The organism is Micromonospora sp. NPDC049836, from assembly GCF_044465125.1.
In the GTDB taxonomy this organism is placed as follows: Bacteria; Actinomycetota; Actinomycetes; order Mycobacteriales; family Micromonosporaceae; genus Micromonospora.
Genome location: NZ_JBITLH010000021.1, coordinates 15,630 through 41,475 on the forward strand (window position 1 = coordinate 15,630; position 25,846 = coordinate 41,475).

25 protein-coding genes and 1 pseudogene are annotated in these 25,846 nt (G+C 71.0%); 7 read left to right on the forward strand and 19 right to left on the reverse strand.

Annotation, left to right across the window (positions count from 1 at the left end):
- Positions 1 to 164: 164 nt before the first annotated feature.
- On the forward strand, positions 165 to 302 hold the full coding sequence (locus tag ACIBPB_RS31985) for a hypothetical protein (RefSeq protein WP_396843011.1): 138 nt from the start codon (positions 165 to 167) through the stop codon (positions 300 to 302).
- Here ACIBPB_RS31985 and ACIBPB_RS31990 read toward each other — a convergent pair.
- The 3 genes and pseudogenes from ACIBPB_RS31990 to ACIBPB_RS32000 form a co-directional block, all read right to left on the reverse strand.
- Complete coding sequence (locus tag ACIBPB_RS31990) at positions 289 to 774, reverse strand: LysE family transporter (RefSeq protein ID WP_396843012.1); 486 nt, start codon at positions 772 to 774, stop codon at positions 289 to 291. The genes ACIBPB_RS31985 and ACIBPB_RS31990 overlap by 14 nt on opposite strands.
- 3 nt (positions 775 to 777) lie before the next feature.
- Positions 778 to 1,223 (reverse strand): annotated as a pseudogene (locus ACIBPB_RS31995) (acyl-CoA thioesterase).
- Between the two features lie 14 nt (positions 1,224 to 1,237).
- A complete protein-coding gene (locus ACIBPB_RS32000) occupies positions 1,238 to 2,377 on the reverse strand; it encodes a BTAD domain-containing putative transcriptional regulator (protein ID WP_396843013.1) in 1,140 nt (379 codons plus the stop codon).
- Positions 2,378 to 3,696: 1,319 nt separating this feature from the next.
- Between ACIBPB_RS32000 and ACIBPB_RS32005 the strand changes: the two genes are divergently transcribed.
- Positions 3,697 to 4,629, forward strand: a complete 933-nt coding sequence (locus ACIBPB_RS32005) for a GNAT family N-acetyltransferase (protein ID WP_396843014.1) — start codon at positions 3,697 to 3,699, stop codon at positions 4,627 to 4,629.
- 239 nt (positions 4,630 to 4,868) lie between these two features.
- Here ACIBPB_RS32005 and ACIBPB_RS32010 read toward each other — a convergent pair whose 3' ends face one another.
- Both ACIBPB_RS32010 and ACIBPB_RS32015 read right to left on the reverse strand, forming a co-directional pair.
- Positions 4,869 to 5,405 (reverse strand): alpha/beta hydrolase, encoded by a 537-nt coding sequence (locus tag ACIBPB_RS32010; protein ID WP_396843015.1) that lies wholly within the window; start codon positions 5,403 to 5,405, stop codon positions 4,869 to 4,871.
- Between the two features lie 278 nt (positions 5,406 to 5,683).
- Positions 5,684 to 6,706 (reverse strand): CehA/McbA family metallohydrolase, encoded by a 1,023-nt coding sequence (locus ACIBPB_RS32015; RefSeq protein ID WP_396843016.1) that lies wholly within the window; start codon positions 6,704 to 6,706, stop codon positions 5,684 to 5,686.
- 140 nt (positions 6,707 to 6,846) lie between these two features.
- On the opposite strand from ACIBPB_RS32015, the gene ACIBPB_RS32020 reads away from it, so the two are divergent.
- A complete protein-coding gene (locus ACIBPB_RS32020) occupies positions 6,847 to 7,572 on the forward strand; it encodes a hypothetical protein (protein WP_396843017.1) in 726 nt (241 codons plus the stop codon).
- A gap of 42 nt (positions 7,573 to 7,614) precedes the next feature.
- Here the strand turns inward: ACIBPB_RS32020 and ACIBPB_RS32025 are convergent, their stop codons facing one another.
- The 4 genes from ACIBPB_RS32025 to ACIBPB_RS32040 all read right to left on the reverse strand — a co-directional run bounded on the left by ACIBPB_RS32025 (position 7,615) and on the right by ACIBPB_RS32040 (position 10,128).
- Positions 7,615 to 8,055, reverse strand: a complete 441-nt coding sequence (locus ACIBPB_RS32025; RefSeq protein ID WP_396843018.1) for a hypothetical protein — start codon at positions 8,053 to 8,055, stop codon at positions 7,615 to 7,617.
- A gap of 84 nt (positions 8,056 to 8,139) precedes the next feature.
- Positions 8,140 to 8,766: a class I SAM-dependent methyltransferase gene (locus tag ACIBPB_RS32030; RefSeq protein WP_396843019.1), complete on the reverse strand. Its 627-nt coding sequence runs from the start codon at positions 8,764 to 8,766 to the stop codon at positions 8,140 to 8,142.
- A gap of 103 nt (positions 8,767 to 8,869) precedes the next feature.
- Entirely contained in the window at positions 8,870 to 9,478 is a 609-nt protein-coding gene (locus ACIBPB_RS32035) for a hypothetical protein (RefSeq protein WP_396843020.1), read from the reverse strand.
- 71 nt (positions 9,479 to 9,549) lie between these two features.
- Positions 9,550 to 10,128, reverse strand: coding sequence for an alpha/beta fold hydrolase (locus tag ACIBPB_RS32040; protein ID WP_396843021.1), 579 nt, complete (start codon positions 10,126 to 10,128; stop codon positions 9,550 to 9,552).
- A 253-nt stretch (positions 10,129 to 10,381) separates the two neighbouring features.
- On the opposite strand from ACIBPB_RS32040, the gene ACIBPB_RS32045 reads away from it, so the two are divergent.
- Both ACIBPB_RS32045 and ACIBPB_RS32050 read left to right on the forward strand, forming a co-directional pair.
- Positions 10,382 to 10,981, forward strand: a complete 600-nt coding sequence (locus ACIBPB_RS32045) for a VanZ family protein (RefSeq protein WP_396843022.1) — start codon at positions 10,382 to 10,384, stop codon at positions 10,979 to 10,981.
- Positions 10,982 to 11,001: 20 nt separating this feature from the next.
- A complete protein-coding gene (locus ACIBPB_RS32050; RefSeq protein ID WP_396843023.1) occupies positions 11,002 to 13,548 on the forward strand; it encodes a hypothetical protein in 2,547 nt (848 codons plus the stop codon).
- A 131-nt stretch (positions 13,549 to 13,679) separates the two neighbouring features.
- Here ACIBPB_RS32050 and ACIBPB_RS32055 read toward each other — a convergent pair whose 3' ends face one another.
- The 10 genes from ACIBPB_RS32055 to ACIBPB_RS32100 all read right to left on the reverse strand — a co-directional run bounded on the left by ACIBPB_RS32055 (position 13,680) and on the right by ACIBPB_RS32100 (position 23,814).
- The gene (locus ACIBPB_RS32055) at positions 13,680 to 14,273 is read right to left on the reverse strand and encodes a hypothetical protein (RefSeq protein ID WP_396843024.1); all 594 of its coding nucleotides are present in this window, start codon (positions 14,271 to 14,273) and stop codon (positions 13,680 to 13,682) included.
- A gap of 5 nt (positions 14,274 to 14,278) precedes the next feature.
- Positions 14,279 to 15,088, reverse strand: coding sequence for an EndoU domain-containing protein (locus ACIBPB_RS32060; RefSeq protein WP_396843025.1), 810 nt, complete (start codon positions 15,086 to 15,088; stop codon positions 14,279 to 14,281).
- A 6-nt stretch (positions 15,089 to 15,094) separates the two neighbouring features.
- On the reverse strand, positions 15,095 to 15,796 hold the full coding sequence (locus ACIBPB_RS32065; RefSeq protein WP_396843026.1) for a WXG100 family type VII secretion target: 702 nt from the start codon (positions 15,794 to 15,796) through the stop codon (positions 15,095 to 15,097).
- Positions 15,793 to 16,122 (reverse strand): type VII secretion target, encoded by a 330-nt coding sequence (locus tag ACIBPB_RS32070; RefSeq protein ID WP_396843027.1) that lies wholly within the window; start codon positions 16,120 to 16,122, stop codon positions 15,793 to 15,795. Before ACIBPB_RS32070 ends, ACIBPB_RS32065 begins: the two co-directional genes overlap by 4 nt.
- Before the next feature lie 4 nt (positions 16,123 to 16,126).
- On the reverse strand, positions 16,127 to 16,534 hold the full coding sequence (locus ACIBPB_RS32075) for a YbaB/EbfC family nucleoid-associated protein (RefSeq protein WP_396843028.1): 408 nt from the start codon (positions 16,532 to 16,534) through the stop codon (positions 16,127 to 16,129).
- Positions 16,535 to 16,719: 185 nt separating this feature from the next.
- Complete coding sequence (locus ACIBPB_RS32080) at positions 16,720 to 19,866, reverse strand: FG-GAP repeat domain-containing protein (protein ID WP_396843029.1); 3,147 nt, start codon at positions 19,864 to 19,866, stop codon at positions 16,720 to 16,722.
- A gap of 99 nt (positions 19,867 to 19,965) precedes the next feature.
- The gene (gene argS / locus ACIBPB_RS32085; protein ID WP_396843030.1) at positions 19,966 to 21,684 is read right to left on the reverse strand and encodes an arginine--tRNA ligase; all 1,719 of its coding nucleotides are present in this window, start codon (positions 21,682 to 21,684) and stop codon (positions 19,966 to 19,968) included.
- Positions 21,685 to 21,969: 285 nt separating this feature from the next.
- On the reverse strand, positions 21,970 to 23,028 hold the full coding sequence (gene trpS, locus ACIBPB_RS32090; protein ID WP_396843031.1) for a tryptophan--tRNA ligase: 1,059 nt from the start codon (positions 23,026 to 23,028) through the stop codon (positions 21,970 to 21,972).
- A gap of 86 nt (positions 23,029 to 23,114) precedes the next feature.
- Complete coding sequence (locus ACIBPB_RS32095) at positions 23,115 to 23,282, reverse strand: hypothetical protein (RefSeq protein WP_357329304.1); 168 nt, start codon at positions 23,280 to 23,282, stop codon at positions 23,115 to 23,117.
- Between the two features lie 91 nt (positions 23,283 to 23,373).
- Positions 23,374 to 23,814 (reverse strand): PRC-barrel domain-containing protein, encoded by a 441-nt coding sequence (locus ACIBPB_RS32100; RefSeq protein WP_396843032.1) that lies wholly within the window; start codon positions 23,812 to 23,814, stop codon positions 23,374 to 23,376.
- A 280-nt stretch (positions 23,815 to 24,094) separates the two neighbouring features.
- On the opposite strand from ACIBPB_RS32100, the gene ACIBPB_RS32105 reads away from it, so the two are divergent.
- Both ACIBPB_RS32105 and ACIBPB_RS32110 read left to right on the forward strand, forming a co-directional pair.
- On the forward strand, positions 24,095 to 24,562 hold the full coding sequence (locus ACIBPB_RS32105; RefSeq protein WP_396843033.1) for a hypothetical protein: 468 nt from the start codon (positions 24,095 to 24,097) through the stop codon (positions 24,560 to 24,562).
- Positions 24,563 to 24,843: 281 nt separating this feature from the next.
- Complete coding sequence (locus ACIBPB_RS32110) at positions 24,844 to 25,098, forward strand: SCO4848 family membrane protein (RefSeq protein WP_357329298.1); 255 nt, start codon at positions 24,844 to 24,846, stop codon at positions 25,096 to 25,098.
- Positions 25,099 to 25,846 lie beyond the last annotated feature (748 nt).

The following is a 25,846-nucleotide window of genomic DNA, read 5'->3' on the forward strand; positions in this document are numbered from 1 at the left end:
CCAACCGCTACCCGCCGCTGTGCTCGCGACCGCCTCCGGCGCGTCCGTCCTGTTCAATAACCCGATCACCTTGCGGTGGGAGAGCCAGGTTCTGCGATCGCAAGACTACCCGTTGCCATTGACCAACCCTTCCTGCAAACGGATGATCGGCCAGAGTAGCCCGCATGATCGGTCGTGAAGAACAACGCAGCATCGGTGTGGAACCGCCCGGCGTGACGGTGCGGGTCTATTTCAACAGCAACTTCGCCGGTGCCAGCCAGGATTTCGCAGCCGGCGCCAAGGGCGACCTCAAGCCACCCTGAAGAACAACAACGCCTCATCCGAGTTGCTGAGCCAAGCGGACCAAGGGGTTGCAGCACCGACGGCACCAACTCCAAGCTGCCAAGCGGCATCCTCGTGTACCGGGTTGGCCTGGGGCGGGTCGACCGGGTCTACTTCAAGACGTATGTCAAGAACGTCCTCCCGAACGAGCGGCTGGCGAGTTGGCCGAGCGTCTCGCTTGATGCCGGTGCGGTAGCTGTACGCCGCGCCGGCCCACCAGATGGCGGTGAACAGCACCGGCGAGGCCGAGATCACGGCGGCGAGGCCGGCGACGACCGCCGCGACGTGCACGGTTTCCCCGGGGGCGACGCCGAGGGCGGCGACCGCCCCGGCGCCGATGCCGTAGCGGGTGGCGTTGGCCAGGACGAACATCATGTCCGGGCCGGGGGTGACCATGAGGACGACGATCGCGGCGAGGTAGCCGGCGAGCGTCGCCGTGGACAGTCCGAGCACGGTTCAGCGCTCCCCGGCGCCGTCGAGCAGGGCCTGGCGCAGGGCGAGTCGGTGCTGTCGGCGGATCTGCGCCTCGTGGTAGCGGCGCCGGTCGCCGTCGGTCTGTGGCAGCAGCGGTGGGACGGTCCAGGTCTGGCCGTCGTCGTCGACGGCGACCATGACCAGGTGGGCGGTGGCGACGTCGACCGGAGGTACGGCCCGGTCCCACCGGTCGGCGGTGACCTTGACCGCGACCTCCATGGAACTGCGGCCGGCCCAGGTGATCCTCGCGTCGACGTGGACGACGTCGCCGACGCGTACCGCGCGCAGGAAGCGGTCTCGTCGATGGCGGCGGTGACGGCCGGTCCGTCGGAGTGCCGGGCGGCGACCACCCCGGCGACGGAGTCGATAAGGTTGAGGATCCGGCCGCCGTGGACCGTGCCCATCAGGTTGGTGTGGTGCTGGTCCATGATCTGCGCCAGGATCAGGTGTGACGCCGATGGCGCTCGGCCGGCGGTGGTGGTGTCGTGCACGGTGGTCGTCCGTCCATCGAGGGCCACACCACCGGGTCCGTGAGCACGCTGGCGGGGGCCCTGCGCGTCGAGGCGCGGAAAGCGACCCGTGCAACCCTCCCGCGGAGCCAACGGCAGCGCACACGGTTGTGTGCGCGGCGCGGCAGCTCGACCGCAGCAGCCAGCCCCGTGGCTCGATCCGCCATCCTCAATCCTTCCGGGTAGCACAAAGCACCCCAGTGTTGCGCGAGCTGCGTCTTCCCGACGCCGGCCATCCCGGTGACCACAGCCAGCCCGGTGTTCACCGGGGCGTCCGCCAGCAACGCCTCCGACAAAGCGCTGAGCTCCGCCTGCCGTCCCGCAAGGGGTGCCCGGTGGGGCGGAAGCTGGCGCGGTACGCCAGGTTGCGCCGGCTTGGTGACGGAACGGCGGGTCAGCTGGTCGACGTACCTCTCCAGCTTGGCGTCCGGGGCACCGTGCAGTTTCGTCCACTCCTGGTATCGCTGGCGGACCCGCGACGGGCCGTCTGTGCTGGCAAGGAACCGTAGTTCGAGGCTGAGTAGCGGTTGATCCGCTGGCCACCGACGCAGTGCTGGCCGCAGCTCACGGTTGAAGCCCGACGTATCGACCTTCAACAGCTCATCGAGGAGGAGGAAGGTGGCGCGCAGGCGGCTCTGATCGAGGCGCTGCCTCTCGTCGCTCAGGTCCGCGCCAGTGATCTCGCCCAGGGGCTCGCCTCTCCATTCGGCGAGGGCGTCGCGCAAGGTGCCGATCCGGTCCGCGCCCTGCCGAAGTCGGGCCAGTTCGAGCTTGTCCTCGAATCGGAAGTAGTCAACAACAGTCCGGTCGACACGGAGGCTGCAATAGCGCCGCTCATTGCTGTCAGGCATGACGTCCGGGAAGTAACTGCGCAGCTTTCGGCAGCACGAACGCACCCTGGTCGGATTGTAGTCGCCCTTTGGCCAGAGGCGGTCCGCGATGTACTCGTGCGATGCGCGTTGCCCGGGCGCGAGCAGAAGGGTTGCCAGGAGGGCGCGGACCTGCATGGACCTGATCTGAATGCGTCGGTCGCCCTCGAAGGCGTGAAAGTCGCCCAAGAGCTCGAACTGCATGTTTCCCTCCCACCGGTTCATTGCGAGCAGGCACTCACGTCACTGCGCTAGGGAAGCTTCTCATCCCCTCTGGCTTACTGCTCACGCTGCGCTCACGCTCCGATTCGTCCGGGCCGGTCGCTGTGGCAGACTTTTGTCGGCAAAGATCACCACAAGCAGGGAACCCCCGTCTGAGGGGATCCTTGGCGCAGTTGCTCATGTCGGAGGAGTGAATCTTGGAAAAGTCTGTGTGCGGTTCCGTTCGGCCCGGCGATCCTGTCCGCCCGATGTCGGGCGGCGGGCCGGGGCGTACCTATCCGCCGCGCAAGCGACGCGGAGCGAGCAAGCCGCCTATCGCTCCCAAGGCGCCGAAGCCCGGGACGCCGCGCAGTCTCGCGCGGCATCGGCGCTACCTCAGCCGGCGGTCCTGGCGGCAGGAGTAGCGAGCGGGGGAGGAGTGCCCTGAGACCAGCCTGGCGCCACTGCCAGCGAGGACATGTCTGAGCCACCCTTCGTCGACCTGGGTGGCTCGGTGCTCGAAGGGCCTCGTCACGCCATATATGGCTGTAGAAGGACGTGGCCCGCTGCCGGTGGTTACCAGCCGTGATGGTGGTCCGTTGGTGCTCGGATGTTCGGCGCATGACCAGCACGGTTGGAACTAAACCAGCCCAACGCGGCCTGCGCGGCCGCTCCTCACCTTGGAGGATGTCGCACTCTGCGGGCGGCATCGCCCTGACCAGCAGATACTAAGCCACTTGTTTCGGCACGCAGCAGCACTCAGCGATACGCACGAAGTGGCGGTTACGCAGCGTAGGGAGCATCTGACGGGTTCGGACTACGGATCAGAAGGTTAGGGGTTCGAGTCCCTTCGGGCGCACAGAGCAAGAGAAGGCCCCCGACCAGCCAGAACGGCAGGGTCGGGGGTTCTTTCATATCCGCCGAGGTCAGCGCCTGGACGCTCGTGGGAGCCACGCTGGGAGCCACGGTGCCCTCACTGCCCGAACAGCGCACGGGACATGGCCTCCGCAGCCGAACGCCGGTCGCCTTCCATCAATGCCCGTACACGTCCTTCGTGATCGCAATTGACGTGTGCCCGAGCACCCCCGAAACCACGTGCAGCGGGTGCCCTGAGCCAGCATCAATGAGGCCCCGGAATGGCGGAACTCGTGCGGATGCCAGTGCCCGAGCCCGGACGGTCTGGCGACTGCCCGACGAGGAGATCCGCTTGAGTCCGCAGGGACTTGAGCCGCAGGCACTGGAGTCGTGCTGTAGCCGAGCGAGAGGAGCCCACTCGGCCCGTGCGGATCATGGTGCTGAGCTCCGCGACGTAGCCTCTGCACGTGATCTCCTACCGCGCTACCGCCCCCGCAGACCTCGACCGCGTGACCCCGTGGATCGTGACCGAGCCTGTTGGGTGGATCCCCGCCGACCGTTACCTGGCCGAACTGGCCGAGGACATGTACCGGCCGGAATGGACATGGATCGCCGAGCACGACGGCCAGGTCGTGGGACGGGCATTGTGGTGGGGGCCGAAGGGCAGCCCGCATCGGGTCGCGCTCGACTGCCTCGACGTGGATCCTGTCGTGGGTGACCGTGCCGCCGTCGCCGCCGAGCTAATCAGGGCCGCGCTGGCCGGGTTCCCGGAGCCGGTGCAGTACAGGATCAAGGTCACCGGTGACTGGCGCGACGATCCGGCCACCTCGGCGGCCGTGGAGTGGCGGCGGGCGGCGGCGCATGCGGCGGGCCTCACCCGGGAGGTGGAGCGGCTGCAGTTCGAGTGGGCACCCGCCGACGGGATGCCCCCCGTGGCCGGCATGCTGCGGTTCACCGAGGCCTCCGACGAGGAGTTCCTCACGGTGTTCAGGAGAATCGCCGAGGGCAGCCTGGACGCCCAGACCCGTGCGAACCTGGCCGCCAAGGGCGTGGACGCGACCGCGCGCGAAGAGATGGACTTCTATCTCAGGGCGCCGGGCAAGCGGGAGTGGTGGCGGATCGCCTACACGCGCGAGGGTGAGGTGGCGGGCATGGCGATTCCCTCCGCGACCTCGTACAACGTGAACGTCGGCTATCTCGGGGTGGTGCCGGAGTTCCGCGGGCGCGGCTACGTGGACGAGGTGCTCGCCGAGATCACCCGCCTTCACGCGACCAACGGGGAGTCGCGCATCACCGCCACCACTGACATGGGTAACGCGCCTATGGCGGCCGCTTTCGGTCGCGCCGGATACCGCAACACGGGGATCCGGATCAACCTTTCCAACGACGTCCAGCCCTAAACGAGGAAAAGGCCGCTGCCGACATTGGAGCGCGCGAGCTCGGACCGCCTCGCCGAAGCTGCGGATTGGAGGGCAGGCCGGGCCATCCACGGACCGCAAGGTGGTGTCATCGGGGAGGGCCAAGGTCGTTCGGCTGGTGAGGCGCTCCACCTTGTCCCCGTCCCGGAAGGCTGGACGGTCTACGACTGCCCGACGAGGAGATCCGCTTCTAGGTACCAGTGGCGATGCGGACCAGGTGACTAGCCCTGCCAGCCAATAGCGTCGAGGAACTCCTCCACGGCGACCACGACTCGACTGAGCACCGCGATCGACTCGGTAAGCGGGCCGGGTACGTACATACCGTGATCCGCGCCTTCCACCTCCAGCACATGGGGTGAGAGCCGACGGGCGATGTCACCGTCCCACCGCTTGTCGGCAGTGCCACCCACCAGTAGGAACGGCGCGGTTGCGCGGTCCAACGCATCGGCCACCCACGGTAGGTCGAGCAGGGGCGTGAGCCACACAGCGGGCAAGGATCTTTCGGCGGCGATCGCCGCCGCGTTCGTGCCGAGTGACTTGCCGATCAGCAGTGGGCGACCGCCGATGGTGTCGATCAGCGGAACCACCTCACCGCCGACCCAGCTCTCGATTTCGGGCTGACCGGCTGCCGGCCACCTCCGGGACCACGAGTGCCGATGTACTGTCGCGCCCCGCAGCTCCGCCACATCGCCGGCGTACATCAGCAGGGGAGCGCCCGGTCCGAACCTCCCGCCGGGAATCACCACAGCGTCAGCCATGCGGGGGACCCTACTCAAGACGGGTCCAGCGTGTAGTCCGTGTGCGCCAGGGGCGGCATCGTCGGGCCATCGGTCCCCGTCCGGGGGATGTTGGACGGTCTACGAGTGCCCGACGAGGAGATCCGCTCTTGTAGCTGAGTAGCTACGCCATCACCGCTCAGGCGACATCGTCCAGGAGCAGCCGCCAGGGACGAGCCGGGACGAGCTGGGGCCCCGGTGAATAGCTGGGCCGCAACGGTGTGGAAGCCACACCGGGCGTCGCTGGCCGTCGCCGGAGTTCAGGCCAGGATGACCGGGTTGGTGAGCGCCGCCATCTGGCCACCCGGGTGGCGTACCTCGACCCGGACGAACGCCGACTCGGCCGCGCTGGTGCGACATTCCACGACGCCGGAACCGCTGCTGGGCAGCGATTCGCGGTGCGCCACGCCTCGCTCGGTGTGGACGGTGACGGTGCCGCTCGGTACGCCGCGCACGGCTACCCGTACCAGAGCCTGCTCGCCGCGGGTCTCCAGTCGTTCGCCGATCCCCGCGGTCCGGTGCCCGGCGGAGGCGGTGAACGACGGCTCGGTCGTTGCCGAATCGGTGATCCAGCTGTGTCCGGCGCGGATACCGGCGAGGATGGCGTCAGTGCTCAGCTCGTCGGCCAGCACGACGGTGTGGGGTATGCCGATCTGGTCATCCAGATGCGTGTCGCTGTTGCCAATTGCCGGCCGCCACTGCCCACGGTGGATGTCGGCAGCCAGGCCACGGCCCCACTCGGCCAGTGCCGCCGCATTGTCGGCGTTCCACGGCAGGTCGGAGCTCCACAGCCCGTTCCACACCTCCACGACGTCGAATCCCCGGAACGGGTACATGAAGGTGCCAGTCGGATACGGCGCGTGCGGGTGCGCCGCTACGCACAGTCCACCAACGTGATGCACCTGGTCCAGGTGCCGGTCGATCACATCGTCGCGGACGCCGTAGCGCCAATCGACCACCTGTCCCGGTTCGATCCCGAGCGCGAGCCAGTGCCCGGTCCGGGTGGTGACCTCCTGGCCCAGGATCACCAGCAGATCGTCACCGGCGAGTGCACCCCAGACGCCGTGGGTGTCGGACGCGTTGTGCTCGGTGATGGCGATGAAATCCAGCCCGGACTTCCGGGCGCCGGCTGCCAGTTGCTCCGGCGTCAGCTCGCCACCGTTCGAGCGCGACGAATGCACATGGCAGTCACCTCGGTACCAGCCGTGCCCCCGACCGGCCAACTGCCTCGGGGGGAAGTGCGCCTGCGCGACGACCTCCGGCACGTCCTCGTCCCTCGCCATTCCGGCACGGTACTCAAGGGAAACCGTGACCACTAACTGGAGAGAAGCCGCAAGGGCCGGATCGTCTCCACCTGGATGATTGTCCGGCGAGGAGATCCGCCGATCCCGCGAGGGGTGTCGCGAACCTGGATACTCAGCGAATGCGCGACGAGGAAGTCTTCCGGGCGATTGCCGATCGCGTGGCTGCTCTCGACTACAGCGACTGGGTCTACGTCCGCCCGGGCGACCTCGATGCGGACGGCGGCTGGGTACCGACACCCTCCGCCGGTGACGTCCGGTGGATCGAGGAGCGGGGGTCGCCGGCACATCGTGCAGCCGAGGCGGCCGGAGCCGTGGATCCGCTGCCGCCACTCGAGCCCGCCTCCGTCGATGCCGTGGCGGAGGCGGAACAGCTGCTCGGCCATCCGTTGCCGCCGTTGCTGCGTCGTATCTACCTTGAGGTGGCCAATGGCGGCTTCGGGCCCGGCGTACTAGGGGTCGCTGGCGGACACCCGGACGACATGGGAAGGACGGCGGTCGATCGGCTGGACCCACGAGAGCCTGTCGGCCTTTTTCCCGTCGCCTACTGGGGGTGTGGGGTCTACTCGTACGTCGACTGTTCCGGGACGTCGGCGATGATGTGGGGCTTCGATCCGAACTCGGGCCGGGCTGAGCGGTCGTTCTTCCCCGAGGGGATCTCCCTCACCGAGTGGCTGAGCCGGTGGCTCGATGGGCGTCTCCGCCAGCCGATGCTGGTACAGGATCCGCAGACGGGCGTATGGCGTGGCGCAACCGGTGCTGAGCATGAGGCCCAAGCTCTTGAGGTTGCCGAGCTGGCGGACCGGATCAATCAAAGGCGCGCCGACGGGCGCGAAGCCCGAGGGTAGGGGTGGCGTCTCGGAAGCGGCGGAGGTGGATGCTCCGACGGCTCAGGCTCCGCCGCGGATCCGCACCACGGCGTCCGGTTGCAGGCGCACAACCTGGGCCGTCCAGCAGTCAGAGGATTCGGTCGCGACCTCTGCGCCACAGTCGCACACCAGGTTGGGGCCGTCGACACCGTCCAGGCCGCAGCATCCGTTACGCCGTCCGTAGTCGGCGTGCAGGCGGCGTACGAGCAGGTCTTCCGGGCCGATCAGGACGGTGTTTCGGGGCCCCGCGGACACCACGTATCTCTCAGTTTCGCTTGGCACGTAGGGCGGTCCGAACGGGTCGACGTCGACCGCGAACTTCCCGCTCGGCACCCACGCGGGACATGTCTCGCCAGGTTGGAGATCAGACGGCGAGACCGGATCCGGCAGAGCGGCGAACTGCACCTCGTCCAGGTCGTTCGTGAGCACGGTCGCACAGCGGACGCAGGCGAAAATCGTCATGTGGAGATCATGAGGTAGGGCGCCGACGGGCGTCCAGGTGGTCGCATCCGTCGAGCCGCCGGGCGGAGCGCCGAGGGATCACGGTCAGCTCGCTGGGCGCTGCGCCCAGAAGAGGGTGTGGCCGCTGGTGCCTTCCGGGATGAAGTCCTCCCCGGTGATGGTCAGTCCCGCCTGTTGCAGCCAGGCCCGGTAGGTGGCGGCGTCGGCGTGGCTCCACCACATGGTGGCGGGGCCGCCGAGCCAGTTGTCCTCGGTGCCGGTCCAGGCGCTGTCGCCCACGGTGGCCAGCAGCCACCCGCCGGGGCGTAGCCAGGCGGCGATGCTCTCGATGAGCCGCGGTTGGTCGGCCAGCGGCAGGTGGATGAGGGCGTAGAGGCAGATCACGGCATCGAACGAGGCCGGCGGCAGATGGAGTTGGCTGGCGTCGGCGCGCAGGAAGGTGCCGGTGGGCACCAGGCGGCGGGCCCGCTGGATCTGGACGTCACTGATGTCGACGCCGGTGACCTGGTGCCCTGCGTCGGCGAGGAAGCGGGCGGCCGGCACGCCGCAGCCGCATCCGAGGTCGAGGACCGCTGCTGAGGCCGGTAGCCGGCGATGTAGGCCGGCGAGCCAGGGACCGTACTGACCGTCCTCGGCATCGTCGGATCGATAGTGGTAGGAGAGCGCGTCGTACCCGCGTCGGACCAGGTCACGCTCGTCATTGCCGCCCATCCCGCGGAGGCTACGAGCGCCGGTGCCGCCTGCCGACTCATTTATCGAGATCCCGAACCGTTCAACTCGTTCGGCTTCTGACCTGTCTTCCCGCGAGCCTTGGTCAGGAACGCGGCGGATCGGTGCTCTCGCAGGAGATCCCGACACCCAGCCGCACCTGCACCGCCTGCCCCCGCGACCGGATTGTCAGCGGTAGGCAGGCTGCCCGGGCAACCCAGGTGCCGCCGACAAAGGCCAGCCACCGAGGTTCGGCGCCGACCGGTGCGCAGGCACGTATGTGAGCGGTCACCGCCGGCACCGTTGCCGAGCCCCAGCCGACTCGTGCCCGGTCCTCCCATCCCGGCGCCACTCGAAGATCGATCACTGCCCCGCCGCGTACGACCAGTCCCCATTTGGCGAACAGCCGGGCTGCCGGATCCGCTTCCCCCGACTCCTGGGCCTGAAGCACCGCCCGGTCGGGTACCGCGACGTCCTCACCCACGAGCCGGTAGCCCGCCGGCGGTTCCGGCAGCACGTCGACCGGTGCGGTGCAGGGCTCCGGGGCGCTGCCGTCGATCGACGGGGGCGCGCTGGGGATGGCCTTCGACGACGCGGTTGGCCCCGGCTCGTGGGCCGCGCCCTGGTCGGACCGTCCGGAGGACGTACAGGCCGCCAGCGTCACCACCAGGCAGGTGCTGAGCGGCCAGCACACCTTGCGGCTGGTCCTGCGCACGCGCGTCACCCCCTGGACGGCGAAGCCTGCGACGGTACGGTCGCCGGCGGCTGTGGGCTGTCGGCTGTCGGCTATCCGTGGGTGACGGTTCGGTGGTCGTCCGGACCGATCGTCCGGGCCACTTCGCTCAGGTCATTGCCCAGCTGGTGATCGCGCCCGGGTAGCCGGTGCAGGTGTGCCTGCGGGATGGCGCGAGCGTACCGGTCGGCATGCGCGGGTGGGGCGGTCTCGTCCTGGAGTCCGTGGAAGACATGCACCGGCACGCCTTGCGGCAGCCGCGTGCCGAGGTCGTCCGGCAGCTCGAACTCGTCGCCCGGCCAGCCGCCGGCACCGACGAACGGGGCGGCGATCAGCACGATCGCGCCGAGCTTCGCCTCGGGTGGCCGCTCGGCGAGCGCGTTGACGAGGATGGTGCCGCCGACGGAATGGCCGACGACGACCGCGCCGTCGTCCAGGGAGGTCAGCTCACGCCGGATGGCCGCGCTCCACCGGGCGTAGTTCGGGTCGTCCTCGGCGGGCATCCGCGGGTAGCGGACCTCGTACCCGTCGCCGAGTTCCCGCCGCAGGCTGTCGCACAGCTTGTCGTCCCACTCGTCGTGCACGCCCGCGCCGCCGCCCTGGATGAACAGGATCTGCCGGCTCCCTGCCATGACGATCCACCTTCGCGCCGTTGTGCCGGTGCCGTTCGGAACCCGCTGCCGGCCCGTGCGAAGCCCCGGGCCAGCCGCCGGGCCGTGGCCGTGTCTCCACCCTATGCGGCTCTCGACCGGGTGAGGGGGCACGGCATCTCGCCAAGCGCAAGGTGCCGGTTTCCGGCCGTGCGGCTTCGCCTGCCGGTGGCAGGGCGTGGAACGCCCGGCCCGGGACCGGTAGATTCCGCGGTCGGACGGAGGCGGGGGTGGCATGGTCCACGGGTGGCACGGCTGGTTCGGCACGTTCAACGGCGTCGCGCTCAGCACGCTGGCCGCCCTTCCGGTGGCCGCGCTGGCCGGTTGGGTACTGGCCCGCCGTCGGAGGGCCACCGGCGCCGACCGGCCGTGGCGGGTGTCGCTGGCCGAGGTCGGCATCGTCTACGGGACGGTGCCCTGGGTATGGATGATCATGTTGCCGGGCGACCGGGCCGGCGCCGTCGCGGGCCGGGTGAGCCTGGTACCGCTGCGGGATCTGCTCACCATCCTTTCCGGCGGGCCGCTGACCGTGGCGGTCCAGATCGTCGGCAACCTGTTGGTCTTCGCGGCCCTGGGGTTCCTCGTCCCGCTGCGGTTTCCGGCGCTGGCGTCGGTGCCGCGGATCCTGCTGCTCGCGGGGGGCTGCTCCGTCCTGGTCGAGGTCGCGCAGTACGTCCTACGGCTGGACCGGGTGTCCTCAGTGGACGATGTGCTGCTCAGCGCGGCCGGCGCCGGGCTGGCCGCGCTGGCGTCGCGTCATTGGTGGCACGTTACGAGTGGTGATCGATGCTACGGTGAGGCCCCGCGCCGGGCTCTCCGCGCGCGTACCCGGTAGATCACCCACGGGAGCGTTCCTTGCGGTCGTATCGGCTGCTCGCCACCACATTCTTGACCACCCTGGTCGTCGCGTTGCCCGGCTCGGTCTGCGCGGCGGCCCCCGCCGCGGACGGCAGGGCCGCCGGTCGGGCCGCCGACGGCCCGCGGGCCGGCCAGGTCGCCACCAGGACCGGTGACGGCCCGCAGAAGAGTGTCCGGCTCGCCACCGGCGAGCGGGTCGACCTGATGCGCGACGGCACCGGATCGGGTCCGCGGTTCCGGGTGCTGCCCGCGGGCCAGGCGGCCCGCGCCGGGCGCTACGCGTACGCGTCGGTGGGCGGGACGCTGGCGGTGCAGCCCAAGGGACACCGGGCCCAGACGATCGAGTCGGGGAGCGGGGCGCAGCGCGCGTCCCTGACCTCCACCGCCGCCGTCTACCCGGTGAGGCTCACCATCAACAGCCCGGGCACGGTCGCTTTCAAGATCCTTTACGTCTGGAACCGCCAGACGTGGACCTTCCACCCGGTCACCGACGAGGAGTACACCCCGAACGGCAACGTGCAGCTTCCGAACGGCGACTACTTCGCCGTGGCGCTGTACAGCGACCCGTACGCCGGCGGCAGCTACCTGCTCAGCCGGACCTTCCAGATCGCCAACGGCGGCGCGGCGGTCCGGTTCGACCAGAGCAGCGCGAAGGAGACGCGTATCGCCGTGGACGACACCACCGCGGGGCGCTACACCTCCGCGGTGTGGATCTCGGTGCCGAGCGGGGACCTGGCCGGCTTCGCCGGCGGCGGCACCGAGAAGGTGTACGTCACGCCCTTCGCCCTCCCCGGGGTCTCGCTGCGCCTGCACGAGATCCTGCTCCGGCGGGGCACCTCCGACCACGTGCCGAGCAGCCCGTACCGGTACGACCTCTACCACAGCTTCGACGGCACCGTACCCAGCAACCCGGTGGTGAGTGTCGCCACGGCCGGCCTGGCCAGGACGGTCACCTCGATCCGGAGCCAGGCTCGGGCCACCAACGGCTGGCTGTTGAGCGTGCCCAGCACGAGCGACAGTTCGGGCGTGTACCTCCCGTCGCCCGTGGCGATTCCCAGCAACGTCACCGAGTACGTGACGCCCAGCCAGTCGTTCTGGCGCCTCGTCCACTACCGGCAGCCGACGCACGACCTCACCCTGACGCAGAGATCCCTGCCGGCGGGCCAGGCGCCCGGGGAAACGGTCGGCGTGGCGCCCTTCGCGCCCCGCCGGTCCGCGGCCGCGGCGTCCACCCGGGACATCAACCGGATGTCGATCTACGAGTACCCGGCGCTGAGCGACGCCGCCGGCAACCTGGGGCTGGACAACGGCTCCACGGTCGCCGTCAACCTGACGTCCGGGTCGCAGACCCTCGCCTCGGTTACCGGCCTGTCCCCGTACCAGTCGGTGAACGCGACGGTGCCGAGCGCGTCGGCGACCTACCGGTTGACGCACACCGTCACCCGTGCCTCGTCCTGGTCGCGGCTCTCCCCCGAGGTGCGCAGCGAGTGGCAGTTCGTCTCCGCCGGCATCCGGTACCAGGATCCGCTTCCCCTGCTCGACATCGACTTCTCGGTGGCCGGCCTGGACGCCCAGAACGCCGCCTGGTCCGCGCCGGTGCGGATCGACGCCCGGGCCAGTTCGCGCCGCTACGGGGCGACCCCGACGCTGACCGGACTGGAGTACTCCACCGACGACGGCCGGACCTGGGTCGCGCTGCCGGTCGGCGCGTCGGCGGACGGCACCTCGGTCGAGCTGGCGGTGCCGGCCGGCGCGGCCTTCGTGTCGTTGCGCGGCACGGCGGCCGACGACTCCGGCGGCAGCCTCCGGCGTACGGTGCTGCGGGCCTTCGCCGGTCCGGCGTCGCAGTACGACGAGACCGTCGGGATCAAGATCTCTCAGGTGCTGGTCAACGGGGGCGCGCCGCTGACCGTGGCCCCGTCCGGTGCCGGCCAGTTCACCACCCGGTTCACCGCCACCACGACCGCCGGCGTCGCCGGTGGGGACGTCTACCTGTACCGCGGCCCGTACGCCAACCCGGAGGCGGTGCTGGTCAGCGAGTCCCCCGCGGAATGCACCCCGGCGACCACGCTCACCACGACCTGCCAGGTGACCTTCCGGATCGATCCGCGGCTCAGCCTGGGCCGGAACGCGCTGGCGGGTGAGTGGCAGGTCGGCATCCGCGCCCTCGGCAAGGACCGCAAGAGCCTCGCCGATCGGCACACGGCGCTGACCGTCCCGGTGCGGCGCCAGGCGAAGCTCACGGCCGGCGCCACCCCCAGCGCGGTCGCCAAGGGCCAGACGATCACCGTCAAGGGCACCCTCACCCAGGGCAACTGGGAGACCGGCGGATACGACGGCTACCCCGGTCAGGTGGTGACGCTGCAGTTCCGCAAGGCCGGCACCAGCGACTACGTCGCGGTCAAGACCGCCACGGTCGACCAGTACGGCACCGCCACGGTGAAGGTCACCAGTTCCGTGAGCGGCTACTGGCGCTTCGTCTACGGCGGCTCCTCGACCGCCGCGCCCGTCACCAGCGGCACCGCGTACGTCAAGGTCGGTTAGGGCCCGGATCGGGGCGCGCCGCCACCCGACGGCGCGCCCCGTCGCGTCAGGCGAGCCGCTGGGCTCGGGTGGTGGTGACCCGGGCGGTGCCGCCGGGGGACGGCCCGGAGATCAGGTACGCCTGCGTGAGTTCAGGCAGCCGGGACCGGACGGGCGGCCGCCAGGGCGGCGGCCTGGTACGGCGGCAGGGCCCGCCCCTCGCCGATCACCTCGATCGGCCACTTCTCCCGCAGCGTGCTCCAGAGCCGGGAACTGAGCCCGGAGTACGCCTTCAGCTCGTCGGCGTCCGCGGCCAGCGGGACCACGTACACCCAGGCCGCGCCGTCGGGCGCGCCGTCGAAGGGGGTCCGCCAGGTGCGGCGCAGGCCCTGCCCGCCGAAACCGCGCGCCTCGGCGGCCAGCAGGTGGTCCGCCCGGCTGGGGTCGGCCGCGCCCGCCGGCCCGTTCGGGCTGAACTGGTACGCGGGCAGCGGCGCCTCGGCCACCACCAGCAGGCCGTTCAGCTCGGGGCTGTCCGGGTCGCCGAGGAAGGAGCGGATCAGCTCCAGCTCCTCGCGGGTGACCGCCACGTGCTCGTACGCCAGGTTGAGCAGGAGCGTGCCGTCGGCGAGGTCCCACTCGCCCGCGGCGTAGTGCTCGCGCAGCGTGCTGAGGGTGTCGTCGGGCAGGCGGCCGGCGAGCCGCGCGCACACGTCGGTGACCGCCGCGTAGGTCTTGGCGTCCATGGCGCTCACCTCTTCTTGTAGTCGCCGAGCACGGTTGTGGTGACGTTCCCCTGGGCGTCCTGCACCACTCTGATGATCTTGTTGCCCTTCGGGCCTTCCCACGTCCAGCTGCCGTCGCCGCCCACGTCAGGGTGACTGTAGTGGGGCGGATCGCTCTGCGGGACGCCCTTCGGCGCCGGGTTCGGCGCGGGCGGGTTGGTGATGACGCCGGGGTCGTTGCCGTTCGGCGGGTACGCGGTGCGGATCTCGCCGTTGGCGAGGACGATCGTCTTGACCTCGACGCCGTCCACCCGGCCGGTGTAGTCGTACGCCCAGGCGGGATTGCCGTTGGCGTCCTTGGTCAGGTACGGCCCCTTGGACGGTGGGCCCTGCTGGGTGACCTGGTGCGCCGCGTCGAGGATCTTCGCCTCGTCCCAGTCCGCGGGGAACTCCGTCTTCTTCGAGAAGCCGGTGCCGGCGAGGTGACCGCCCTGGCGGCCACCGTCACCGTGCAGGATGTGTTCCCGGGACGTGTCGCTGTGGTGGATGTCGTTGGCCCCGGGCGGCGTGTTCGGCCGGCCGGGCTGGTTCGGCTGGTTGGGCCGGCCGGGCGTGTTGCCCTGCCCCGGACCGCCCGGGCGGCCCTGTTGGGCCTGTGCGGCGACCGTGTTCTGCGCGCTGCTGACATTGCGCGGTACGCCGCCGGAACTCCCGTGCGGCCGCCCACCGCCACCGCCGTTCCCGCCGTTGCCCCCGTTGCCGCTGTTCCCGCCGTTACCACCGTGCGGGTTGGGCGGGTTTCCCCCGCCCCCGGGCGGGGTCTTCGGTTTCGCCATCTCGGGTCAGCCGTCCAGGAGCTCGGAGAGGTTGGTCAGGCTGGTGATCAGGGCCATCACGTAGGTCAGGATGCGGCCGGCCCACTTGACCACGGCCGCCGCGATCTGCGAGGCGATGACCGGGATGGTGACGACGAAGATCGCCTCCACCGCCCAGACGATCACCCGCGCCACCAGGTCGGCGATCAGGTCGCGGACGATGTCCCGGGTGAACATGACCAGGTTCCCGGCGGCCTGGGTGGCGACCGCCATGGCGGCGGAGATGCCGCCGAGGCCGTTGATCGCCTCGACGTTGTGCTCCATCAGGTTGTGGTACGCCGTGGCGGCCCGCCCCTGCCAGTGCGGCATGTCGCCGTCGACGTAGGACTTGAGGTCGGTGGCCAGGCTCTGCAGCGCGCCGGCCATGTTGTTCCAGGTGGCGGCGTGCGAGGCGACCACGTCCGGCATGCCGGTCAGCTCGTCCAGCACCTGCCGCAGCGGCTCGAAGTATTCCATCGCCCAGCCCAGCCCGTTGGCCAGCAGGGCGCTGAACGGGTCCATCACCGACGCGGCGACCTCGACCCCGAAGGCCGCGCCCGCGATCAGGTCGTCGACCCAGCCCTCGCTCTTGATCGCGTCGACCAGGCCCTGGAAGCTGTCCGCCAGGGCGGCGCCGGTCCAGGGCTTGCGGGTCGACTCGACGCCGGCGATCAGTGAGGTGTCGGTCACGGCGTCACCCCGGTCAGGCCGCCACCCGCCTTGCGGATGACCGCGTCGGCGTGGCTGTCGGCGTGGTCGTAGTTGTCGGCCGTCTTCCGCAGGCCGGCCGAGACCAGCGTGAGGTTCTCCTCGACGTACGCGATCAGCTCGTCCTGCCGCTTGTGCCGGCCCTCCAGCACGGCGGAGATCCAGCCGCAGAGCAGCCCGTACGCCGAGTCGTCCTGGGCGATGTGCGCGCTGGCGGTCTTGACCGCGTCGAAGCCGCTGCGCACCGCGTCGACGTTGCGGGCATGGGTGCGGATCTCTTCCGCGTCGACCTCGAAACCGTCACTCATCCGGTCACCAACCCCCGTACCGGTCGTCGGGGCCGGCCGCGTCGGTGTCCTCCGTACGCAACTGCTGGCCGACCCGCTCCGCGATCGCCCGCCCGGCCGCCGAATCGGTGCCGACCGTGTCGGCGATGATCTCCTGCGAGCGGTCGGCCAGTTGGCGCTTGGCCTCGCGGATGGTGTCCATGATGGTCCGGGCCACCACGTCCGGCGCGACCCGCTGGATCCGCGGGCCCAGCCGCAGGTCGACCAGGGCGCCCACGGAGTCGACGGTGACCTCGGCCAGGCCGTTGCCGTCGGCGTGGGTGACCCGCAGCGCCTGGAGGCGGTCGCTCATCGCCTTCGTGTCGGCCGCGAGCTGGTCGATCCGGCCCTTCCAGGCCGCGAGCCGGTCCCGGGCGCCGTCCGGGTCCAGCAAGCCGCCCCCGTCTGGAATGCCGGCAGCCATGTGTCCCCTCGGTCACTAATCGTGATCATCAATAGCCGAGGCAGACTAACATATTGCCAGCCTGGCTCCTGTCCATAATCGATCAGTGAGACACCGACCGTACGCCGGCACCCCGGACGGCGGGAGGTCCGGGATGCCGGCGGGCACGATCCGCCTCAGAAGATCGTCTTGTACATGTTCCAGCCGGTGCCCACCTTGACCCGGGCGGCGAAGGTGCCGTTGCCGAGGCCGGCGTAGTGCCAGAGGTAGCCGGACGGGTCCCGGGCCAGCAGGTCGTTGCGGCCGTCCTCGTTGAGGTCGCCGATCGGGATCACCGCGTTGTAGCCGTTCCAGCCGCTGGAGACGCGTACCCCGCTGCTCCAGCCCTTCCTGCCGTTGCTGAGGTACCGGTACATGACCCCGGTCCCGTCGATGGCGACGAGGTCGCCGTGGCCGTCGCCGTTGAGGTCGCCCGCGCCGACCACCCGCGCGTACCTGTCCCAGCCGGAGCCGACCTGCACCCGGGCCGCGAAGCCGCCCGTGCCGGTGGTGGTGAAGAGCCAGAGCCGGCCGGACCCGTCGATGGCCAGGATGTCGTCGTGGCGGTCGCTGTTCACGTCACCGGGCGCCAGGATCGAGCGGTACGACCCCCAGCCGCTGCCCAGGCTCTTCGTCGTCCTGCTCCCGAAGCTGAGCTGGCCGATGCCCAGATGCGCCCTCAGGTACCCGTTCTCGTCGCGGACCAGCAGGTCCGGCAGGGCGTCGCCGTTGTAGTCACCGAACGGCACGATGAGCGTGCCCCGGCAACTCACGCACCAGGTCTCGGTTTGGCCGTTGTCGCTCAACCGGCCCGGGACGACGCCGTCCTGCCGCGTGCCGTACCAGTGACCCTCGCCGTCCGCCTTCACGGCGAGCAGCGCCGAGCCGCCGTAGCAGTCGTACCCGTGGAAGGGGAAGGTGCCGCAGCCGACGGCGATCCCCCGGGACGCGAGGAGCACCGCGCCGGCATCGGGTTGCGTGGTGGCGGTCAACGTGTACCGGTAGGGGCCGTTCAACGCCGGCGTGCCGTCCGCGAGCCGGCCGTCCCAGTCGGCCACGAGGCGGTCCCGGACCGCGCCGCCGCTGCGGGTGTAGACGACCTTGCGGCTCCACTTGTGGGTGACGGTCAGGAGCCATCCGTTGATCGGGCGGGTCAGCTGGAACGAACCGTTCAACCCGGAGGTCCGATCGCGCGGCAGGACGGCGCCGTTCACGAAGAAGGAGCCCACCCGGACGCGGCTGGCCGGCACGCCGGTGTCGAGTACGTGCACGGCGTTGCCGGCGTCGGCGTAGGCGACCCCGGAACCGTGCCGGTCGACCGCCCAGCTGACCCGGCGGTCGTCGCTCAGGCTGCCGGCGGGAAGGTCGGCCAGCTTCACCGGCGCGTGCACGGTGCCGTCGTGGAAGTCGGTGAGCTGGAGGCCCGCCCCGTCGTGCCGGACCACGAAGCCGTCACCGAGCAGCACCGGCCCGGCGGGCAGGCTCAGGTTGCGGTTGGTGTCGAGGTCGTACACGCCGGCCGGCCCGGTGGCCCCACAGGACCAGTAGAGCCAGTGCACGCTGGTCTGCAACTCGGTGGGCACGCACTGCGCGCCGGTGGCGACGGTGCGGGCGGCGCGCGTTTTCCGGTCGACTGAGGTGAGCTGGCCGGCCGTGCCGGTGGACCGCCACAGGGTGTCGAACCAGAGGGCGGCACCGGTGACGGACCCGAGCCGGGTCGTCGTGCCGTACATCCGGTCGACGAGGTACTGGTCCTTGGTGGTGCCGTCGTTCACCACGATGAGCCGGTTGCCGACGTCGACGACCTGCCCGCGATGGGTGGGCAGCTCGGTCGTGCTGTAACTGAACGGAAGGTTCTCGAAGCTGTACAGCTTGTCCGTGCTGCCGTCGCTCGCCGAGGCGAGATAGACCGCACCCTCCCCGTTGCCCTCCAGCAGCCGGACGCAGGAGGCGGCGGCCGCGCAGGACGCCGGAGGATGCGGGATCGTCGTCCCGATGGCCATGATCGAGCGGTCCGTGACGATCGGGTGGTTGTAGATCGCGTACTGGCTCGCGGCGGTGTACGGCGGCACGACCTGAGCCTGCACGTGCCGGACCAGGCCCTGGTGGTAGAGCAGGCCGGCGGTGGTCACCGGGTTGCGCACCGGCAGCAGCGGTGTGGTGGTGGGCGTCCCGCCCGGCTGCCCGGTGATCCGGCGCACCGCCCAGTCCCGCGGCCCCGTGCCGCCCACGACCAGGGCCGTGCCGTCGGGGGCCTGGACCAGGGCGGTGTTCTCCGCGTCGACCCGGGGCAGCACGGTCGTGCCGGCACCACCGTCCGCGGGCACGGCGACCGCCGGCTCCGTCGTCGCTCCCCACCCGCTGGCGTATCGCGAGACGACCAAGCCGTCACCGACGATCACCGACCGTTGGATGGTGTCGTACGGGGCGGACAGCGTCCGCGCGCCGGTGTTCGTGCCGTCCGCCAGGCCGCTGCGGGAGTAGAGCGAGTAGCTGCCGCCGTCGGTCGAGTAGGACGCCCAGCCGAGCGTGTCGCCGGTGAGCCGCCACACGATGCCGCCGAGGTTCGCGGCCGGGGACCCGGGCACCGGAACGATCCGGGCGGTGGCGAAGTCGAGCAGGCCGCAGTGGCTCCCCGTGCCGTCCTGGTACCCGACGACGGCGGAGGTCAGGTCGCCGGCGACCGCGACGTTGACGCTGCTCGGGCGGGCGCCCTCGGGCACGGTGACCGGCGTGCTGCTCGCGATCGTGCCGTCGGCGGCGAAGGTGAGCAGCCGCGGCCCGCCCAGCGCGCCGTTCACCCACTGCTGGCCGATCATGATGTCGCCGTAGATGCCGGCGATCGTGTAGCCGTTGGAGCCGGTCGGCACCGCCCACTGCTGCCAGGTCTGGTCCGACAGGTCGAGCACGCTCACTCGGCCGGGCGCCGGCTTCGCCGGCACCTGGGTGCGGATGGAGATCAGGTCCCCGCCCGCCGGCTTCAGGGCGGTCGGGGCCAGTCCGGCGAGGTCCCCGACGACCACCGTCGCCCCGGTGTCGTAGCGGGTCCACAGGTAGTCGGTGGACGCGTCGTGGCGGCGCAGGAAGCCGGTCGTCCCGGCGAAGATGATCGCCTCGTGAGCCGGCGCGGTCGGCTCGTTCGCCGGGAAGACGGCGATCTCACGTGGTGCGGTGGCGGTGGGGGTGGCGGTGGCGCCGGCGGCGACGGCCGGTGCGGCCGGAACGACCAGCAGGCCGAGGGCGAGGGTGCTCGCCAGGAAGCCGGCCCGAAGACTGCGACCCAAAGAGGTCCTCCTGGAACAGGTGCGCGCGGAACGCAGCGCAAGCAGCGGCAGCGTACCTCGATGATCTTCGACGGGAGGTGCCGCCGAACGGTTGATCCGCTACAGCCGCTCGGGCGACCGGATCCCGAGCAGGTGCAGGCCCTGCCGCAGCACCCGCCCGGTCAGGTCGCAGAGCACCAGCCGGCTCTCCCGGACCGGACCGTCCGCCCGCAGCACCGGGCAGCGCTCGTAGAAGGCGCTGAACGCGGCCGCGAGACGGTACAGGTAGCCGGCCAGGTGGTGGAACTCCAGGCTGCCTTCCACCTCGGTCACCACGGCGGCGAAGCCGACCAGCTCGAACGCGAGCGCCCGCTCGGCCGGTTCGGCCAGGCTGACCGGCGCGTCCGGCCGGGCCGCCGTCCCGGCCCGCCGGAAGATCGACCGGATCCGGGAGTACGCGTACTGGAGGTAGGGGGCGGTGTTGCCGTCCAGCGACAGCATCCGCTCCCAGTCCAGTACGTAGTCCTTGTGCCGATCGCTGGAAAGGTCGGCGTACTTGATCGCGCCGATGCCGACCGCCCGGCCCACCTCGGCCGCCTCGGCCTCGCCCAGCTCCGGGTTCCGCTCCCGGGCCAGCGCGGTCGCCCGGGCCACCGCCTCCTCGAGCAGGCCCACCAGCTTCACCGACTCGCCGGCCCGGCTGCGCAGCATCCGCCCGTCCGGCCCGAGGATCGAGCCGAACCCGACGTGTTCCGCGCGGACCGGCGCCACCAGCCAGCCGGCCTGCGCCGCCGCCGCGTACACCATCTCGAAGTGCCGCCGCTGCGGCAGCCCCACCACGTAGAGCAGCCGGGTGGCGCCCAGCGTCCCGGTCCGGTGCCGGATCGCGGCCAGGTCGGTGGCCGGGTAGCCGTACCCGCCGTCGGACTTGCGCACGATCAGCGGCAGCGGCTCGCCGTCCCGGCCCACCTGCCCGGGCGGGAAGACGCAGGCCGCACCGTCGCTGGTCCGGAGCAGCCCGAGCCGGTCCAGCTCCTCCACCACCGGGGCGAGCAGGTCGTTGTAGCTGCTCTCCCCCTGGAAGTCGCGCTCGGTCAGAGTGACGTCCAGCAGGTCGTACACGGTCAGGAAGTAGCGTTCGGACTGCTCGACCAGGAGCCGCCACAGCCGCAGCGTGGCCTCGTCGCCGCCCTGCAACGCCACCACCCGCCGCCGGGACCGCTCGCGGAACGCCTCGTCGGCGTCGAACTTCGCCCGGGCCGTCTTGTAGAACGAGTCCAGGTCGCCCATCGACAACTCGTGCGCCGCCTCGGCGCCGCCCAGGTCGACCAGGTGCTCGATCAGCATCCCGAACGGCGTCCCCCAGTCGCCCAGGTGGTTGGCCCGCACCACCCGGTGCCCCAGCCACTCCAGCAGCCGGGCCGCCGCGTCACCGATCACGGTCGAGCGCAGGTGACCGACGTGCATCTCCTTGGCCACGTTCGGCGCCGAGTAGTCGATCACCACGGTGTCCGGCGTGGCCATCCGCGGCACGCCGAGCCGCGGGTCGGCGGCGAGCCCCGACACGAGTCCGGCCAGGGCCCCGTCGGCGACGGTCAGGTTGAGGAACCCCGGTCCGGACACCTCGGCCGCCGCGCAGAGGTCGGCCAGGTCCGCCCGGTCCAGCACCTCCGCGGCGATCGTCCGGGGCGGCCGGCCGAGCCGCCGGGCCAGCGCCAGCGCGGCGTCGGACTGGAAGTCCGCGCGCTGGGAGCGCCGCACGACCGGGTCGACCGGCCCACCGGCCACCGTCGCGAAGGCCGGCGCGAGCCGGTCGGTCAGCAATTTCTCCAGATCCATGGGTACGCCGATCTCGCTCGGATCCGCCTCCGGCGGATCACGGACTTGGGATGCGGGCGGACCGAGGACGATCGGCGATGACCGGCGGCTCGATCCGCCGGTCGCAGGTGAGGAATGCTCAGCGCAGGCGGTCGCGGGACCGCCGGCGTCGCAGCGCGCCGAACAGGACGTCGGGGGACGCCGTCGGGAACGCGTGCGAGCTGGTCATGTGGAGCAGCCTAACCGGCCGGCCCGGGGGTGGCGCAAGCGCGTACCCGGACCGGCCGGCCGGCGTACCCGGAAACTTCAGGCCGGCGCGGCGACCGCCTTGCGGTAGCGCTCGGCCCGCCGGCGCAGCTGGGTGTACGCGCTGGTCAGGCCCATCGCCCGGCGAACCTCGACGAGGGTGCGGTGCACCTCGGCCCGGGTCCGTTCGGTGCCCTGGAAGATCAGCTCGTCGACCAGGCCGGGCTGTCCCTCGAACCGGGCCCGCCGCTCCCGGATCGGGTCGAGGAACCGGTTGAGCGCGCCGGCCAGCGCCTCCTTGACCTCGACGTCACCGACCCGGCCGGCCCGATACCGCGCCTTCAGCTCCTCGACCTGCGCCCGGTCCGGGTTGAACACGTCGTGGTACGCGAAGACCGGGTTGCCCTCCACCGTGCCGGGCACGTCGGCGCGAACCCGGTTCGGGTCGGTGTACATCCCCAGCACCTTGCGCCGGACGGTGGCCGCGTCGTCGGAGAGGGCGATGGCGTTCCCCCTGCTCTTGCTCATCTTCCCGCGGCCGTCGGTGCCGATCAGGGTGGGCGTCTCCGACATGATCAGCTCGGGCACCGGGAAGACCTCGCCGTAGAGGTGGTTGAACCGCCGGGCGATCTCCCGGGTCACCTCCACGTGTGCGGCGTTGTCCTTCCCCACCGGGACGGCCTGCCCCTTGACGCAGAGGATGTCGGCGGCCTGGAGGACGGGATAGCCGAGCAGCCCGTACGGCATCTCCTCCTTGCCGGCGTCCCGGCTCATCTCCTTCAGCGACGGGACGCGCTCCAGCCGGGGCACCGTGACCAGGTTCTGGAACAGGGTGTTCAGGTCGCCGACCTCGGGAATCGCCGACTGCAGGTAGAAGGTGGCCCGGTCCGGCTCGACGCCGGCGGCGAGGATGTCGGTGACCATCTCCCGGGCGTTACGGGACACCCGCTCGATGTCCTCGCGGGTATTCCTCGTGGTGAGCATGTGCAGGTCGGCGATGATGAAGAAGCTCTCGTACCGCTGGTGCAGTCGCACCCGGTTGGCGATGCTGCCGACGTGGTGGCCCAGGTGCAGCCGCCCGGTGGGGCGGTCCCCGGTGAGCATGCGGGTCGTGGACATGGTGGTACGCCTTTCGTGCGGGTGGCTGAGGACGCGCGGGCGCGCGGAAGGACCCGGGGTGTGCCCGGATCAGTGCAGTCGGCTCGTCAGAACGAGCGCCGCCATCGCCCGCCGGCGCGGAACCGCAGTCCACCGGCACGGAGTACGTCGAGAATCTGCTCCCGACCGTCGTCGGCACGGGCCGGGAGCACCGGAGCGGCAGCCACCGGGAGACCGTCGACGGTCTCCGGGGCGCAGGTGCTCGGCCGGACCATGCCTGACAGGGTAACCGCCCACCCGGCCCGCCCGCCGTCCTCCGCCGCCCTCCGCCGCGCGCCGGGCCCGGTGGTCGGCGCGCGGCGCGGCTCAGCCCTGCCGGTAGCTCTCGGCGTAGTAGTGGCCCACCCGGTCGCGGTACTCGGCCCGGTCGAGGTCCTCCGGGTCGACGGCCGGGCAGTCCTTGACCTGCTCGCGGGTGCGGTCCACGTGCACGACCCGGTCCAGGTGGTCGACCCGGGCCACCGTGCCGGCCGGCAGCAGCACCGTCTTCCCGAAGATCCACGGCCCGGTCTCCATCACGAGGTATCCGGCGCCGGTGTCGGCGCGGGTGACCGAGCCGATCCGACCGTCGGTCGCCTCGACCCGGTAGCCGGTCAGGTCGATCGGGGTGCCCGGGCCCGGCGCGTCCGGACCGTCGCCGCCGTCACCCGCCGGCCGCTGCCGGGGTACGTCGTCCGGGCTGGTCTGGTCGTAGCCGCCGGCGAGGGCGGACGGATCCCGCCAGGTCCACGGATTGAACGGCTGCATGGCACACCTCCGTCGTGTCGGTCGCACCCGAAACAGTGCCCCTCGGCCCGATGGCGGAAACACCGACGCAATTCAGCGGCCATCGACACGCGTTTCTGCGAGATACCTCATAATCGACGGCATCCGATTCCGTGCCGGGCTCCCGTCCAGGTCAGCGACGGCCCACCGGCCGTCCGGCACACCACGGTCCGGGCCAAGGTGTCCGCCACGCACATTCGTTCCCCGGCCCGGCGATGACCATTCTGGGGCATCCGGACAGGGTCGAGGAAAGGAAGCACAGATGCGGCGGACCATTCGACGAATCGGATTCACGACGGCCGTGGCGGCGGTCCTGACGTGGACGCCGGCCGGCGGGGCCCGAGCGGCGGCCGCCGACCCGTACCCCGCGGCGACGCTCTGCGGACCGGGCTTCACCGCCGTCGACCAGGACCCGATCCACGACGCCGCCACCGGCCGGCTGCTCGGCACCGTCCACCTGCTGCACAACCCGTTCACCGGGTACGGCTGCGCGGTCACCCTGAAGTCCGCGTACGCCGGCGTGCTCACCCGGACCCAGGTCTACCTGGACCCGGAGGCGACCACCCCCGTCGTCGACGAGGGCCACCGGCTCTGGGCCGCCGGCCCGGTCCGCGGGTACGTCCGCGGCGGCTGCGCCATCTGGGGCGGCGCGATGACCGACCCGGCCGGGGTCCTGCACCGCCACGACCGGGCGAACCCGGCGATCGGCGGGGCGGTGACCTGCTTCTGAGCCCGCCCTCGGGGCGGTTCTCTTCGGTGCCCGGGCCGGCCGCCCTCTTTCCTGCCCCTGCGTGGGCTGGCCATCGTGATCCGTGTGCGGGCTAGCCATCGTCATTCATGCCGTGCCGACCTTCGCCAGCCGTGCGCCGGCCGGCCGTTTCCTTCAAGGAGCGGCCGGCCGGTGGCGGTGTCCGGGTCGGCGACGGGAGCCCGTGAACCGATGTGAGCTGTACTGCGCGCGTGGCCGGGGACGGGGAGAGCCGCCGGCTCCCGCTGGCATACTGGCCAGCCATGGTGCTCTCCCGCGGCTGGTCGCTCTTCCTGGTGGGCGTCGGCGTCTGGACCTGGGTGATCTGGCCCAGGTTCGCGGTCGCCATCTGGAACGACCCGCGGGCCTGGTCGACCGGAACGGTCGGCGAGGGCGCGGCCACCAGCTTCCTCTGGGTGCACGCGCTGCTCATCGTGGCGTCGCTCGTCATCGGTACGACCACCGGCGCCCTCGGCGTCCGGGGCTGGCTCGCGGCTCGGCGCCGGCGGAGCAACTGAGTTGAGCTGGCCGTGCTGCGGGCCGCCAACACGTTCGCTCGCCCCGGCATGGTCGGGCCGCCCGCTCGGGCTCCGGCGGGCTGTCGGACGGTCAAGCGGCGGCCAATGCGCTCAGACTCGGTCGGCTTGTCCGGCGGTCAGGCGGTTGAGCAGGGGAGACGTCGTTGCGCAGCGGGTGTGAGGCGGGTCGCTACCCCCCGATTTGACGATCAAACCCACAGCCGCGTAACTTTCTCTCTGCCAGCGCGGAACGGGGCAAACGGGACGACGATCCCGGAGGCCCGATCCGCTGATGGTCCGGGGACCTTGAGAGGTAAGATCTCGCAAGGCACCGGAGCGGGCGGGGCCCGCCGAACACGCCGTAGGGGCGGATTTGGCGGAGCGGAACCGACCGGGTAAGGTTGTCGACCGGCAGGGACACGGGCGAGCCGCGGGAAACCGCAGCGGCCGGCCTGCCAAATCCGATGATCAATCGCAACGTTCAGCGCTGCGCGAGGTCAGCGGCGCCAACCCGTATGAAGCACGACAGACCGGGACACACGGTTTGACACGGCAGAGACGGTGAGGTAACGTAGTAAAAGTGCCCGGCGCGAGAGCGGATGGGTGCGGTTGAATGGCTTGCCCCGGATGGGGGCTCCACGGTGTGGGGTTTCCCGATGGTGTGTGGTTGTTCTTTGAGAACTCAACAGGGTGCTTGTAAAGCCAGTGCCAATTGTTTTATACCCCGGACTGGTCAGTTTTTGCTGGC

Bases quoted from the DNA above. Each gene is read 5' to 3' on its own strand.
- ACIBPB_RS32010 (WP_396843015.1), bottom strand. From the start codon at position 5,405: ATGGCTGACGCTGTGGTGATTCCCGGCGGGAGGTTCGGACCGGGCGCT.
- ACIBPB_RS32095 (WP_357329304.1), bottom strand. From the start codon at position 23,282: ATGGTCCGGCCGAGCACCTGCGCCCCGGAGACCGTCGACGGTCTCCCG.
- ACIBPB_RS32025 (WP_396843018.1), bottom strand. From the start codon at position 8,055: ATGACGATTTTCGCCTGCGTCCGCTGTGCGACCGTGCTCACGAACGAC.
- argS (WP_396843030.1), bottom strand. From the start codon at position 21,684: ATGGATCTGGAGAAATTGCTGACCGACCGGCTCGCGCCGGCCTTCGCG.
- ACIBPB_RS32060 (WP_396843025.1), bottom strand. From the start codon at position 15,088: ATGGCGAAACCGAAGACCCCGCCCGGGGGCGGGGGAAACCCGCCCAAC.
- ACIBPB_RS32045 (WP_396843022.1), top strand. From the start codon at position 10,382: ATGGTCCACGGGTGGCACGGCTGGTTCGGCACGTTCAACGGCGTCGCG.
- trpS (WP_396843031.1), bottom strand. From the start codon at position 23,028: ATGTCCACGACCCGCATGCTCACCGGGGACCGCCCCACCGGGCGGCTG.
- ACIBPB_RS32110 (WP_357329298.1), top strand. From the start codon at position 24,844: ATGGTGCTCTCCCGCGGCTGGTCGCTCTTCCTGGTGGGCGTCGGCGTC.
- ACIBPB_RS32030 (WP_396843019.1), bottom strand. From the start codon at position 8,766: ATGGGCGGCAATGACGAGCGTGACCTGGTCCGACGCGGGTACGACGCG.
- ACIBPB_RS32100 (WP_396843032.1), bottom strand. From the start codon at position 23,814: ATGCAGCCGTTCAATCCGTGGACCTGGCGGGATCCGTCCGCCCTCGCC.
- ACIBPB_RS31985 (WP_396843011.1), top strand. From the start codon at position 165: ATGATCGGTCGTGAAGAACAACGCAGCATCGGTGTGGAACCGCCCGGC.
- ACIBPB_RS32055 (WP_396843024.1), bottom strand. From the start codon at position 14,273: ATGGACGCCAAGACCTACGCGGCGGTCACCGACGTGTGCGCGCGGCTC.
- ACIBPB_RS32015 (WP_396843016.1), bottom strand. From the start codon at position 6,706: ATGGCGAGGGACGAGGACGTGCCGGAGGTCGTCGCGCAGGCGCACTTC.
- ACIBPB_RS32070 (WP_396843027.1), bottom strand. From the start codon at position 16,122: ATGAGTGACGGTTTCGAGGTCGACGCGGAAGAGATCCGCACCCATGCC.
- ACIBPB_RS32040 (WP_396843021.1), bottom strand. From the start codon at position 10,128: ATGGCAGGGAGCCGGCAGATCCTGTTCATCCAGGGCGGCGGCGCGGGC.
- ACIBPB_RS32000 (WP_396843013.1), bottom strand. From the start codon at position 2,377: ATGCAGTTCGAGCTCTTGGGCGACTTTCACGCCTTCGAGGGCGACCGA.
- ACIBPB_RS32020 (WP_396843017.1), top strand. From the start codon at position 6,847: ATGCGCGACGAGGAAGTCTTCCGGGCGATTGCCGATCGCGTGGCTGCT.
- ACIBPB_RS32105 (WP_396843033.1), top strand. From the start codon at position 24,095: ATGCGGCGGACCATTCGACGAATCGGATTCACGACGGCCGTGGCGGCG.